The organism is Paraburkholderia caffeinilytica (assembly GCF_046030355.1).
GTDB lineage: Bacteria > Pseudomonadota > Gammaproteobacteria > Burkholderiales > Burkholderiaceae > Paraburkholderia > Paraburkholderia caffeinilytica_B.
The window spans coordinates 380,702-392,982 of record NZ_JAQQCQ010000004.1 but is presented as its reverse complement, the minus strand read 5'-3'; the positions used below and the strand labels follow the sequence as shown (position 1 = coordinate 392,982).

Sequence of the window (12,281 nt, the reverse complement as noted above, 5' to 3'; positions counted from 1 at the left end):
ATCCAGCAATTAAGCAAATGACCCAAATCACGGTAGGGATACTTGACTAATTCAGTCATGTATTTATACTTGACCAAACTTGTCGAGAATTGCGGTTCCCACACCATATGAGACTCACCACGAAAGGCCGTTTCGCCGTCACGGCGATGATTGACCTGGCACTGCGCCAGGAGCAGGGCCCGGTGACGCTTGCGGGTATCAGCCAGCGCCAACATATCTCCCTGTCTTATCTCGAGCAGCTGTTTGGCAAGCTGCGTCGTCACGAAATCGTCGAGTCCGTGCGCGGACCGGGCGGCGGCTACAATCTGGCCCGCCGCGCTGAAGACGTGACCGTCGCCGACATCATCATCGCGGTCGACGAGCCGCTCGACGCCACCCAATGCGGCGGCAAGGGCTCGTGCGAGGGCACCAAACAGCACGACGGCCACTGCATGACGCACGAATTGTGGTCCACGCTGAACCAGAAAATGGTCGAGTACCTGGATTCGGTCTCCCTGAAAGATCTGGTCGATCAGCAGCGTTCGCGCGAAGGTGCGCCGGCGGTGCTGCGCGACCGGCGCAATGAAGCGCCGGCGGTCGAGCCCGCCCGCGTCGTGCCGAAAGGGCCTAATTCAGTTTTCAACATGGCCAGTTCCTAGGCGCGGCAATCTGAACGCACCGCAGCCTGATCAGGAACCCAGAAGCCAGAGCAATGACGTCCCCGGAGCAATTGATGAATAACGACACTCTCCACCTGCCCATTTACATGGACTACAGCGCGACGACGCCGATCGATCCGCGTGTGGTGGACAAGATGATTCCGTACCTGCGCGAGCAGTTCGGCAACCCCGCGTCGCGCAGCCACTCGTATGGCTGGGCCGCGGAACGTGCGGTCGAAGAAGCGCGCGAGAACGTCGCCGCGCTGGTGAATGCCGATCCGCGCGAGATCATCTGGACCTCGGGCGCAACGGAATCGGATAACCTCGCGCTCAAGGGTGCGGCGCACTTCTACAAGAGCAAGGGCAAGCACATCGTCACGGTGAAGACCGAGCACAAGGCTGTGCTCGACACCTGCCGCGAACTCGAGCGCGAAGGCTTCGAAGTCACGTATCTGGATGTGAAGGACGACGGTCTGATCGACCTCGAGAAGTTCAAGGCCGCGCTGCGCCCGGATACGATTCTGGTCTCGGTCATGTCGGTGAACAACGAGATCGGCGTGATCCAGGATATCGAGGCGATCGGCGAGATCACCCGTGAAAAGGGCATCATTTTCCACGTCGACGCGGCGCAGGCCACCGGCAAGATCGCCATCGACCTGCAAAAGCTGAAGGTCGACCTGATGTCGTTCTCGGCGCACAAGACGTATGGTCCGAAGGGCATCGGCGCGCTGTACGTGCGTCGCAAGCCGCGTATCCGTATCGAAGCGCAGATGCACGGCGGCGGTCACGAGCGCGGTATGCGTTCGGGCACGCTGGCTACGCACCAGATCGTCGGTATGGGCGAGGCGTTCCGTATCGCGCGTGAAGAAATGGCGACGGAAAACGAACGCATCCGCATGCTGCGCGACCGTCTGCTGGCCGGCCTGTCGGAAATGGAAGAAACGTATGTGAACGGCGACATGGAAAAGCGTGTGCCGCACAACCTGAACATCAGCTTCAACTTCGTCGAAGGCGAGTCGCTGATCATGGCGGTGAAAGACGTGGCGGTGTCGTCGGGTTCGGCGTGCACGTCGGCTTCGCTGGAACCGTCGTATGTGTTGCGCGCACTGGGTCGTAACGACGAACTGGCGCACAGCTCGATCCGCTTCACGGTGGGCCGCTTCACGACCGAGCAGGATGTCGATTACGTGATCAACCTGCTGAAGACCAAGATTTCGAAGCTGCGCGACTTGTCGCCGCTGTGGGAAATGCATAAGGACGGGATCGATATTTCGACCATCCAGTGGGCAGCGCACTGACGCGCCAGCGCGTCAGTCAGGCAGCGCCGAGTTCATCGAATTGCAGGTTGAAACGAATTAAGGAGTGTCATCATGGCTTATAGCGACAAGGTTCTGGACCACTACGAAAACCCGCGCAACGTCGGTTCCTTCGCGAAGGACGACGATGCAGTCGGCACCGGCATGGTCGGCGCGCCGGCATGCGGCGACGTGATGAAGCTGCAGATCCGCGTGGGCGCGGACGGCATTATCGAAGACGCGAAGTTCAAGACGTACGGCTGCGGTTCGGCGATTGCGTCGAGCTCGCTCGTCACCGAATGGGTGAAGGGCAAGACGCTCGATCAGGCCATGTCGATCAAGAACACGCAGATCGCCGAAGAACTGGCGCTGCCGCCGGTGAAAATCCACTGCTCGATCCTCGCCGAAGACGCGATCAAGGCAGCGGTCGCCGACTACAAGCAACGCCACGGTGAAGCGGTCGTCGAAGGCGATAAGCAACACGCGTAAGCGGCCGTTGAGCGCGCGGTTGAGTGCTCGTTCGGGCGAGGCTAGGTGAGTTTGGGTGAGCCGAAGCGGGCGGTGCAGATAAAAGCACGGCCCGGCATGAGCGATATTTGAAGCAGGCAGGGTAGCAGCGCGTCAGTAGGCACAGAAGTGACGAACACGCGCGGCGCAATGAGAAACGCTATGGCAATTACGTTGACCGAAAAGGCAGCACAGCACGTCCAGAAGTATCTGACTCGTCGCGGCAAAGGTGTCGGGCTGCGCGTGGGCGTGCGCACGACCGGTTGCTCGGGTTTGGCCTACAAGCTCGAGTACGTGGATGAACTCGCGCCCGAAGACGAAGTGTTCGACTGCAACGGCGTGAAGATCATTGTCGACCCGAAGAGCCTCGCCTATATCGACGGCACCGAACTCGACTTCGCACGCGAAGGGTTGAACGAAGGCTTCAAGTTCAACAACCCGAACGTGAAGGACGAGTGCGGTTGCGGCGAATCGTTCCGCGTGTAAATCGGCTCATTCCGCGTGCAGCGGATCAAAGGCGGCGCGTGCCGCCTTTTTAGTTTCATCCGCGCATCCGGGTTGTTGCTTGCCGGCTGATTTTGCCGCTGAATCCGCCGGCGAATCTCCACGGCGCTTTCGATTTGCGTCATCCGCGTTTTTAGCCTGCACTCCGGTGCGCTTTCCTGAACGGACTCCTTTTATCCGATGGCCTCGCTGAACGACAGCCACTTCGACCTGTTCGATCTGCCGGCGCAATTCGCGCTCGACGCAGCGGCACTCGATCACGCCTACCGCACGGTGCAGGCGCAAGTGCATCCGGACCGCTTCGCGGCGGCCGGCGACGCGCAAAAGCGCATTGCGATGCAATGGGCGACGCGCACCAACGAGGCCTATCAGACGCTGCGCGATCCGTTGAAGCGTGCGACCTATCTGTTGCATCTGCGCGGCATCGACGTCGGCGCGGAAAACAATACGGCGATGGAACCGGCGTTCCTGATGCAGCAGATGGAGTGGCGTGAAGGGATCGAGGACGCGGCCGCGGCGAAGAACGTCGATGCCCTCGACGCCTTGCTGACCGAACTGCGCGACGAAGAGCGCATGCGTTTCGACAAGCTCGGCGCGCTGCTCGACAGCGGCGCGAATCAGGCGGCGGGCGAGGCGGTGCGTCAGTTGATGTTCATCGAGCGGGTGGCATCGGAAATCGGCACACAGATCGAGCGGCTCGAGAACTAGCGGCCCGGTGGTCTGGCGCGCCGGTGCATACCGGCGCCGCGCATGAAGACGCAGCGATAGCAGTCGTAGCAATACACACAGCAACGCATCCAGCAACGCAAAAATTCAGGACGGGGCCAAGCGGCCTCGAGACGATCCAGATGGCCTTACTGCAAATCTCCGAACCCGGCATGGCGCCGGCGCCCCATCAGCGGCGTCTGGCGGTCGGCATCGATCTCGGCACCACCAATTCCCTCGTTGCCGCCGTGCGCAGCGGCGTGCCCGACGTGCTGCCCGACGAAGACGGCTACGCGCTGCTGCCTTCGGTAGTGCGTTACCTGGAAAAGGGCGGCCGCCGTATCGGCCGCACGGCCAAGGCTGAAGCCGCGAGCGATCCGCGCAACACCATCGTGTCGGTCAAGCGCTTCATGGGCCGCGGCAAGGCGGAAGTGGAAGGCGCAGAAAACGCACCCTACGATTTCGTCGACGCCCCCGGCATGGTGCAGATCCGTACCGTGGACGGCGTAAAGAGCCCCGTCGAGGTATCGGCGGAAATTCTCGCGACGCTGCGCCAGCGCGCCGAAGACACGCTCGGCGACGAACTGGTCGGCGCAGTCATCACGGTGCCCGCGTATTTTGACGAAGCGCAGCGCCAGGCGACCAAAGACGCCGCGCGTCTGGCCGGGCTGAACGTGTTGCGTCTGTTGAACGAGCCGACTGCGGCGGCGATCGCCTACGGTCTGGATAACGGCTCCGAAGGCCTCTACGCGGTCTATGACCTCGGCGGCGGCACCTTCGACCTGTCGATTCTGAAGCTCACCAAGGGCGTGTTCGAAGTGCTCGCGGCGGGCGGCGATTCCGCGCTCGGCGGCGACGATTTCGACCACGCGTTGTATCGCCACGTGCTGGAGCAGGCAGGCATCGCGCCGCAAACGCTCGCACCGGAAGACGTCCGCCTGCTGCTGGACAGCGTACGCGTGACCAAGGAGGCTTTGTCCGACGCGCCGGATGCGAAGGTGCAGGCGAAGCTCTCGAACGGTACGCAGATCGATCTGACGATCGACGAGGGCACTTTCGAGGCCATCACTCAGGCGCTGGTTCAACGCACGCTCGGGCCGACGAAGAAAGCGCTGCGCGACGCCAAGGTGGCGACCAAAGACATCAAGGGCGTCGTGCTGGTCGGCGGCGCGACGCGCATGCCGGTGATCCGCCGCGCGGTCGAGTCGTTCTTCGGCCAGCCGCCGCTTATCAATCTGGACCCGGATCAGGTCGTCGCGCTCGGCGCGGCGATCCAGGCCGATCTGCTCGCGGGCAACCGCGGCGCGGACGGCGACGACTGGCTGCTGCTCGACGTGATTCCGCTGTCGCTGGGCGTCGAAACGATGGGCGGTTTGACCGAGAAGATCATCCCGCGCAATTCCACGATTCCGGTCGCCCGCGCGCAGGATTTCACGACCTTCAAGGACGGCCAGACGGCCATGGCGATCCACGTCGTGCAAGGCGAGCGCGAGCTCGTCAGCGATTGCCGTTCGCTCGCGCGTTTCGAGTTGCGCGGCATTCCGCCGATGGCCGCCGGCGCAGCGCGGATTCGCGTCACGTATCAGGTCGACGCGGACGGCCTGCTGTCCGTGTTCGCACGTGAACAGGGCTCGGGCGTGGAAGCGTCGGTGGTGGTCAAGCCGTCCTACGGTCTCGCCGACGACGACATCGCCAAGATGCTCGAAGAAAGCTTCTCGACCGCCGAAGTCGACATGCGTGCGCGCGCGCTGCGTGAAGCGCAGGTCGAAGCACGTCGTCTGGTGGAGGCCACGGACGCGGCCCTCGCCGCCGACGCCGAATTGCTCGACGACAGCGAACGCGCGGAACTCGACACACTGCTCACGGCGTTGCGCAACGTCGCCGGAAGCGATGACGCCGATGTGATCGAAGCCGCGACCAAAACGCTCGCCGAAGGCACCGACGAATTCGCCGCCCGCCGCATGAACAAGGGCATTCGCCGCGCACTGGCCGGCCGCAAGCTCGACGAGATCTGAGCCTCGCGGCGTGGCCCCGCGCCTCGCGCGCGAGCCGGCAATGAACCGCGTCGCGTGGACTTAAAAAGTCCGCGCGACGCCAGTAAAATGGTACGGAGCCTGTTTGCGGCTGCCGTGCCGCAGACCCAAACGGAAAATGTATGCCTCAAATCGTTGTGCTGCCTCACGTCGAACTGTGCCCGGAAGGCGCGGTGATCGACGCCGTGCCCGGCAAGAGCATCTGCGACAGTCTGCTCGAACACGGCATTGAAATCGAGCACGCGTGCGAGAAGTCCTGCGCGTGCACGACTTGTCATGTGATCGTGCGTGAGGGTTTCGCCGCCTTGACGCCGTCCGAGGAAGACGAGGACGATCTGCTGGACAAGGCGTGGGGGCTCGAACCGGCCTCGCGTCTGTCGTGCCAGGCGATAGTGCCGGCCGAGCAGGATCTGGTCGTCGAGATCCCGCGCTACTCGATCAATCACGCGAAGGAAAATCACTAACTGGAGGATGCAGCCATGAAGTGGACCGATACGCAAGACATCGCGATGGCCCTGACTGACAAGCACCAGGACATCGATCCGCAGCAGGTGCGCTTCACTGATTTGCACCGCTGGGTCACCGAGCTGGAAGGTTTCGACGACGATCCTAACCGGTCGAACGAAAAGATCCTCGAAGCGATTCAGGCTGCATGGATAGAAGACGCGGATTACTGAGCACGACGCGGGGTTGTCCGCTGTCGGCGAGGTGAGGTTGATTCCGCGCCGGCGGTGGCAAAGAAAAAGGCGATTCCATTGGAATCGCCTTTTTTAACGCCTGGAGAATCTTCAGGTGGTCAGCTTGCTACCAGCGTGCCGTTTTCGACCCGCACGCGCTGGCCTTGCTGGAACGGCGGCGCTTCGTGATACGTGAAATAGCGCGTCTTGCCGCTTTCCATCCGCACTCGCACGGAATACGACGTCGTGCTGCGGATGTGCTTTTCAACCGAGTTACCGGCGAGGCCGCCGCCGAGCACGCCCAGCACCGTCATCGCGGTACGGCCGTTGCCGCTGCCGAACTGGTTCCCGACTACGCCGCCGGCCACTGCGCCGCCAACCGCACCGATACCCGTGCCGTGGCCTTCCTGACGGACTGCCGAGATGCCCTCGACCGTGCCGCAGGTCGAGCAGTAGGCCGGTTGCGACGGCTGTTGCTGGGCGTACTGTGGCGCCGGTTGAGCCTGTGGCTGTTGAGCGTACTGTTGTTGCGTGGGTGCCGGGGCGCGTTGAGGCGGTGGTTGCTGCGCGGCCTGCTGTTGCGCTTCGGCCTGTGCGGCTGCCTGTTGAGCGGCCGGGTTTGCCGGCGCAGCCGAATCGATCACGCCCGGTTGGGTGGCCACTTGCGCAGCCTGGGTCTGATCGGTTTGCGAACCGCTGCTCGACGCCTTCGGGAACAAGCCCGTGACGGCCGCCGTCGCGGCGAGGCTGGCGATGATCACCGCGCCTGCGGCAGTCGCGACGAGCGGGTGAAGACGACGTTGTTGCGTGGTTTTGGTATCTGGATTGTCCATATTGGCCTCCGTCTGGAGCAGAGTCGACTGTTATTGAGACTGAGTGTCGGGTAAATCGATCCCCGGAAGGTTTCAATTTGTAACCATTTCCGGGCAATCATCGCAGCGCTTTCGCGTCAAAGCGCGCGAAGCGCCGTGGGGCGCCTGATTTTCCGCGGGTCTGCAGCAACTTGCGAAAACCATGGCCTGGCCGCCGATACGCACCTTTTACCGATGGTTACAAACCGTCAGGTTACAGCAGGCCGTGTTTTTCAAGCGACGCAAGAAAAACGCCCGGCATCGAGCCGGGCGTTTTTCCTTTTGCATACCACGCAATGATCAGTCTTCGCGGCGCAGATGCGGGAACAGAATCACGTCGCGAATGCTCGGACTGTCGGTCAGCATCATCACCAGACGGTCGATGCCGATGCCGCAACCGCCGGCCGGCGGCATGCCGTACTCCAGCGCGCGGATGTAGTCCGCGTCGTAGAACATCGCTTCTTCGTCGCCGGCTTCTTTCTGGTCGACCTGCTTCTTGAAGCGGGCGGCCTGGTCTTCCGGATCGTTCAGCTCCGAGAAACCGTTGGCGATTTCACGGCCCGTGATGAACAGCTCGAAACGCTCGGTGATGCCGGCGACCTTGTCCGACGCGCGCGCCAGAGGCGACACCTCGACTGGGTAGTCGATGATGTAGGTCGGCTCCCACAGTTGCGACTCGGCGGTCTCTTCGAACAGCGCCAGTTGCAGCGCGCCCACGCCTGCGTTCAGGAACTGCGGCTGCGAGGCGTCCACGCCGAACTTCTTCAGTTCCGTGCGCAGGAAGGCGTCGTCGGCGAGTTGCGCGTCCGTGTACGCCGGCGCGTACTTCTGGATGGCCTGGCTGATCGTGAGGCGATGGAAGGGCTTGGCCAGATCGAGCTCGCGACCCTGATAGGTGATCGTGGCGGTGCCGAGCGCGTCGATCGCCGCCTGGCGGATCAACTGCTCGGTGAAATCCATCAGCCACTTGTAATCGGTGTACGCCGCGTAGAACTCGATCATCGTGAATTCCGGATTGTGGCGGACCGACACGCCCTCATTGCGGAAGTTACGGTTGATCTCGAACACACGCTCGAAGCCGCCCACCACGAGGCGCTTCAGATATAGCTCCGGTGCGATGCGCAGGAACATTTGCATGTCGAGCGCATTGTGGTGCGTGGTGAACGGCTTGGCCGCCGCGCCGCCCGGAATCGGATGCAGCATCGGCGTTTCGACTTCCATGAAGTCGGCTTCCGACATGAACTTGCGGATCGACGAAATCGCCTTGGTGCGCGCGACGAAGGTCTTGCGCGTTTCCGGCGTGACGATCAGGTCGACGTAGCGCTGGCGGTACTTCATTTCCTGGTCGGCGAGACCATGGAATTTGTCCGGCAGCGGACGCAGCGACTTCGACAGCAAACGCAGTTCGGTACAACGCACCGACAGTTCGCCCTTGTTGGTGCGGAACAGCACGCCGCGCGTCGCGACGATGTCACCCATGTCCCACTTCTTGAAGGCGTCGTACGTTTCCTGACCGACGTCGGCAGGGGTGATGAAGAACTGGATCTGACCCGAACCGTCGCGCACGGTTGCAAAGCTTGCCTTGCCCATTACGCGCTTGAGCATCATGCGGCCGGCGATCGCGACTTCGAGCGGATTGGCTTCGAGCGTTTCCTTGTCGGCCTCGGCGTATTGCGTTTGCAGATCCGCGGCGTGATGCGTGGGGCGGAAATCGTTCGGATAGGCAACGCCTTGCTCACGCAGTTCGCGCAGCTTTTCGCGGCGTTCGGCCATGATCTTGTTGTCGTCTACCTCGGGCGCGACATCGGGTCGGGTCGCGTCAGGCTGGGCCGCATTAGGCTGGGTCGGTTCGGTCATGATGGTTTGGTATTCGGTGGCCCGCACCAGGATGGTCCGCATGCGGGTGGCCAGTCAGTAAAAACCTCAGGCGCTATAACAAAGATGCGCAAAGATGCAAAGATAGACGGCGCGGCGATGCAAGGCATGCCGCGCCGGTTGCGCTTAGACGCCCTGTTTCAGGCTGGCGCTGATGAACGGATCGAGGTCGCCGTCGAGCACGCTCTTCGTATTGCTGATTTCGACGTTGGTGCGCAGATCCTTGATACGGCTGTTGTCCAGCACGTATGAACGGATCTGATGACCCCAGCCCACGTCGGTCTTGCCGGCTTCGAGCTTGTCCTGTTCGGCTTGGCGTTTGCGGATTTCCGCTTCGTACAGGCGCGATTTCAGCATGGCCATGGCTTCGGCACGGTTGCGGTGCTGCGAGCGGTCGTTCTGGCACTGCACGACGATACCCGACGGCATGTGCGTAATCCGCACGGCCGAATCGGTCTTGTTGATGTGCTGACCGCCCGCGCCGGACGCGCGGTACGTGTCGATGCGCAGATCGGCCGGATTGATGTCGACTTCGATCGAATCGTCGATTTCCGGGTACACGAACACCGACGAGAACGACGTATGGCGGCCGCCCGACGAATCGAACGGCGACTTGCGCACGAGGCGGTGCACGCCGGTTTCGGTGCGCAAAAAGCCGTACGCGTATTCGCCTTCGATCTTGATCGTGGCGTTCTTGATGCCGGCGACGTCGCCTTCGGTCTGTTCCAGGATTTCGGTCTTGAAACCCTTGCGTTCGCAGTAGCGCAGGTATTGGCGCAGCAGCATGGACGCCCAGTCGCACGCTTCGGTGCCGCCGGCGCCGGCTTGAATGTCGAGGAAGGCGTTGTTCGGGTCGGCCGGATTCGCGAACATCCGGCGGAATTCCATGTCGGCGACGCGCTGCTCGATGCCTTGTGCGTCGGATTCGCAGGCGAGGAGGGTTTCCTCGTCGTCTTCTTCGCGGGCCATGTCGAACAGGTCCTGCGCATCGCGCAGGTCGTTATCGAGCGCCGTAAGTTTGCCGACGGTATCGTCGAGCAGTTTCTTTTCCCGGCCGAGGGCCTGGGCGTGCTTCGAGTCGTTCCAGACGTCCGGGTCTTCGAGTTCCCGGTTGACTTCGATCAGACGTAATGCCTTGTCGTCGTAGTCAAAGATACCCCCGTAGCGAGTCCGCGCGCGTGCGCAGGTCCGCCAGTGAGGCTTCGATCGCGTTGAGACGTTCCGCTTCCATGTCGATCTTTTATAGCTTCGTAAAAAGGGGAAATTATAGCCGATCGGCGCGGCGCGCCGGAGGCTCTTGAGCGATCCGGCGCGGGTTTGGGGTTGATTTTGCGGTGTTTTTCGACGTTTTTGAGCGATGCCGGGCAAACGGCGGTACAGCCGGCCAGGTGTGGCCGGCGCACGCGTGACGCGCAAATCTCATGGCGCGAACCCGACACGGCGCCGGGGCTCGTGCGCGCTTCAGCTCGCGGCGTGCTCGACGATCAATTGCACGCGCGACACGCCATTCCATGTGTCGCTGGCGAGGCGATAGGCGACGGTGGTGCGCGCGGGCAGCGTATCGGTGTGATTGAACCAGATCGCGTTGAAGCGCTGACGGCCGCGCACCAGTTGCAGCTTCAGGTGCTTGTCCTTCACCAGCGCCTGCGACGCGATGTCGAATTCGCCGGAAAACACCGGTGCCGGAAAGCCTTGACCCCATACGGCGGCATCGAGCATTTCGACGAACTGCGGCGTGAAGTAGGCGTCCTCGAGTTCACCGTCGGTTTCGACCGTGCGCGACAGTGCCTCTTCGGAAAGCCATTCGCGGCCCACGGCCTCGAACGCGGCCGTAAAGCGCGGCACGTCGGCGGCGGCGATCGTCAGGCCCGCAGCCATTGCGTGGCCGCCGAATTTGACGATCAGGCCAGGCTCGCGCTTCGAGATCAGATCGAGCGCGTCACGCAGATGGAAGCCCGAGATCGAACGGCCCGAGCCTTTGACGGTCTGACCGCTGTCGTCGGCGAGCGCGAACGTGAACGAAGGGCGGTGGAATTTCTCCTTCAACCGTCCGGCGACGATGCCGATCACGCCCTGGTGCCACCCCGGATTGAACAGCGTGATGGTGGTCGCGCCCTCAGGATTGATCGCCGAGAGGTCGTCGAGCGCCTGCTGCTGCATGCCGGCTTCGATTTCGCGGCGCTCGCGATTCATCGTGTCGAGCTGCTGCGCGAGATCCCATGCGCGGCCGATGTCGTCGGTGGTTAGGCACTCGATTCCGAGCGACATGTCCGACAGGCGGCCGGCCGCGTTCAGGCGCGGCCCGAGCGCGAAGCCGAGGTCGAAGCCCGACGCGCTGCGCGCGTCGCGCGCGGCGGCGCGAAACAGGGCGGCAATGCCCGGCTGCATCTTGCCTTTGCGAATCCGTTGCAGACCTTGTGCGACCAGCACGCGATTATTGCCGTCGAGCTTGACCACGTCGGCGACCGTGCCGAGCGCGACCAGATCGAGCAGACCGTCCAGACGCGGTTCGGGGAAAGCGTCGTTGAAGGCGCTCCGGCGGCGCAATTCCGCGCGCAACGCCAGCAGCACATAAAACATCACGCCGACACCGGCGATGCATTTGCTCGGGAACGTGCAGCCCGGCTGGTTCGGATTGACGATCGCGCGGGCGGGCGGCAGTTCGTCGCCGGGGAGGTGGTGATCGGTGACCAGCACGTCGATGCCGAGCGCATTGGCCGCTTCCACACCGTCGACGCTGGCGATGCCGTTGTCGACCGTAATCAGCAGGTCCGGCTTGCCTGACGCGCTGCGGGCGGCCAGCGCGACGATCTCCGGCGTCAGACCATATCCGTACTCGAAGCGGTTCGGCACCAGATACTCGATCTGGCCGCCAAACATGCGCAGGCCGCGCACCGCGACCGCGCAGGCGGTGGCGCCGTCGCAGTCGTAGTCGGCTACCACCAGCATGCGGCGCTTGCTCTGGATCGCATCGGCGAGCAGCACGGCGGCGTCTTCGCAGCCTTTGAGCCCGGCGGGCGGCACGAGCCGCGCCAGACCGGTTTCGATTTCATCGGGCATGCACACGCCGCGCGCGGCGTACAGGCGTGCCAGCACCGGATGCAGGCCGTGGCGGGTGAGAATTTCGGCGTCGACCGGCGAGGCGGCGCGCGTAACGATTCGAGTCATTCGGAAAGGCCGTAGATCAATCGATAAG

At 62.8% G+C, this 12,281-nt stretch carries 12 protein-coding genes; 8 read left to right on the top strand and 4 right to left on the bottom strand.

What is annotated here, in order from left to right:
* The first annotated feature begins 107 nt into the window (after nucleotides 1–107).
* The 8 genes from iscR (at nucleotide 108) to iscX (ending at nucleotide 6,359) form a co-directional block, all read left to right on the top strand.
* On the top strand, nucleotides 108–638 hold the full coding sequence (gene iscR / locus PQQ95_RS08750; RefSeq protein ID WP_153135270.1) for a Fe-S cluster assembly transcriptional regulator IscR: 531 nt from the start codon (nucleotides 108–110) through the stop codon (nucleotides 636–638).
* 74 nt (nucleotides 639–712) lie between these two features.
* Complete coding sequence (locus PQQ95_RS08745; RefSeq protein WP_408436849.1) at nucleotides 713–1,936, top strand: IscS subfamily cysteine desulfurase; 1,224 nt, start codon at nucleotides 713–715, stop codon at nucleotides 1,934–1,936.
* A 72-nt stretch (nucleotides 1,937–2,008) separates the two neighbouring features.
* Nucleotides 2,009–2,422 carry a Fe-S cluster assembly scaffold IscU gene (gene iscU / locus PQQ95_RS08740; protein ID WP_028199493.1) on the top strand — a complete coding sequence of 138 codons (414 nt, stop codon included), beginning with the start codon at nucleotides 2,009–2,011 and terminating at the stop codon, nucleotides 2,420–2,422.
* Nucleotides 2,423–2,602: 180 nt separating this feature from the next.
* Nucleotides 2,603–2,926, top strand: a complete 324-nt coding sequence (gene iscA / locus PQQ95_RS08735; protein WP_028199494.1) for an iron-sulfur cluster assembly protein IscA — start codon at nucleotides 2,603–2,605, stop codon at nucleotides 2,924–2,926.
* Nucleotides 2,927–3,124: 198 nt separating this feature from the next.
* Entirely contained in the window at nucleotides 3,125–3,652 is a 528-nt protein-coding gene (hscB, locus tag PQQ95_RS08730) for a Fe-S protein assembly co-chaperone HscB (protein ID WP_028199495.1), read from the top strand.
* A gap of 140 nt (nucleotides 3,653–3,792) precedes the next feature.
* On the top strand, nucleotides 3,793–5,664 hold the full coding sequence (gene hscA, locus PQQ95_RS08725) for a Fe-S protein assembly chaperone HscA (protein WP_408436845.1): 1,872 nt from the start codon (nucleotides 3,793–3,795) through the stop codon (nucleotides 5,662–5,664).
* Nucleotides 5,665–5,804: 140 nt separating this feature from the next.
* Nucleotides 5,805–6,146, top strand: a complete 342-nt coding sequence (fdx, locus tag PQQ95_RS08720; RefSeq protein WP_064268968.1) for an ISC system 2Fe-2S type ferredoxin — start codon at nucleotides 5,805–5,807, stop codon at nucleotides 6,144–6,146.
* A 15-nt stretch (nucleotides 6,147–6,161) separates the two neighbouring features.
* A complete protein-coding gene (iscX, locus tag PQQ95_RS08715; protein ID WP_007181290.1) occupies nucleotides 6,162–6,359 on the top strand; it encodes a Fe-S cluster assembly protein IscX in 198 nt (65 codons plus the stop codon).
* A 119-nt stretch (nucleotides 6,360–6,478) separates the two neighbouring features.
* Here the strand turns inward: iscX and PQQ95_RS08710 are convergent, their stop codons facing one another.
* From PQQ95_RS08710 to recJ, 4 genes are all read right to left on the bottom strand, one after another.
* Nucleotides 6,479–7,192, bottom strand: a complete 714-nt coding sequence (locus PQQ95_RS08710; RefSeq protein WP_408436843.1) for a glycine zipper 2TM domain-containing protein — start codon at nucleotides 7,190–7,192, stop codon at nucleotides 6,479–6,481.
* Nucleotides 7,193–7,510: 318 nt separating this feature from the next.
* The gene (lysS, locus tag PQQ95_RS08705) at nucleotides 7,511–9,067 is read right to left on the bottom strand and encodes a lysine--tRNA ligase (RefSeq protein WP_408437002.1); all 1,557 of its coding nucleotides are present in this window, start codon (nucleotides 9,065–9,067) and stop codon (nucleotides 7,511–7,513) included.
* A 144-nt stretch (nucleotides 9,068–9,211) separates the two neighbouring features.
* Nucleotides 9,212–10,316 (bottom strand): peptide chain release factor 2 gene (gene prfB, locus PQQ95_RS08700; RefSeq protein WP_408436841.1). Its coding sequence is split into 2 segments (ribosomal slippage): nucleotides 9,212–10,234 and nucleotides 10,236–10,316, totalling 1,104 coding nucleotides; the frame shifts between segments, so codons are not numbered across the junction.
* Nucleotides 10,317–10,546: 230 nt separating this feature from the next.
* Nucleotides 10,547–12,253, bottom strand: a complete 1,707-nt coding sequence (gene recJ / locus PQQ95_RS08695; protein WP_408436839.1) for a single-stranded-DNA-specific exonuclease RecJ — start codon at nucleotides 12,251–12,253, stop codon at nucleotides 10,547–10,549.
* Between the last annotated feature and the right edge of the window lie 28 nt (nucleotides 12,254–12,281).

What these genes read in the sequence shown, in the direction of transcription:
- iscX (WP_007181290.1), top strand. Translation starts at nt 6,162, where the DNA reads ATGAAGTGGACCGATACGCAAGACATCGCGATGGCCCTGACTGACAAG.
- hscB (WP_028199495.1), top strand. Translation starts at nt 3,125, where the DNA reads ATGGCCTCGCTGAACGACAGCCACTTCGACCTGTTCGATCTGCCGGCG.
- iscU (WP_028199493.1), top strand. Translation starts at nt 2,009, where the DNA reads ATGGCTTATAGCGACAAGGTTCTGGACCACTACGAAAACCCGCGCAAC.
- fdx (WP_064268968.1), top strand. Translation starts at nt 5,805, where the DNA reads ATGCCTCAAATCGTTGTGCTGCCTCACGTCGAACTGTGCCCGGAAGGC.
- hscA (WP_408436845.1), top strand. Translation starts at nt 3,793, where the DNA reads ATGGCCTTACTGCAAATCTCCGAACCCGGCATGGCGCCGGCGCCCCAT.
- PQQ95_RS08745 (WP_408436849.1), top strand. Translation starts at nt 713, where the DNA reads ATGAATAACGACACTCTCCACCTGCCCATTTACATGGACTACAGCGCG.
- recJ (WP_408436839.1), bottom strand. Translation starts at nt 12,253, where the DNA reads ATGACTCGAATCGTTACGCGCGCCGCCTCGCCGGTCGACGCCGAAATT.
- iscR (WP_153135270.1), top strand. Translation starts at nt 108, where the DNA reads ATGAGACTCACCACGAAAGGCCGTTTCGCCGTCACGGCGATGATTGAC.
- iscA (WP_028199494.1), top strand. Translation starts at nt 2,603, where the DNA reads ATGGCAATTACGTTGACCGAAAAGGCAGCACAGCACGTCCAGAAGTAT.
- lysS (WP_408437002.1), bottom strand. Translation starts at nt 9,067, where the DNA reads ATGACCGAACCGACCCAGCCTAATGCGGCCCAGCCTGACGCGACCCGA.
- PQQ95_RS08710 (WP_408436843.1), bottom strand. Translation starts at nt 7,192, where the DNA reads ATGGACAATCCAGATACCAAAACCACGCAACAACGTCGTCTTCACCCG.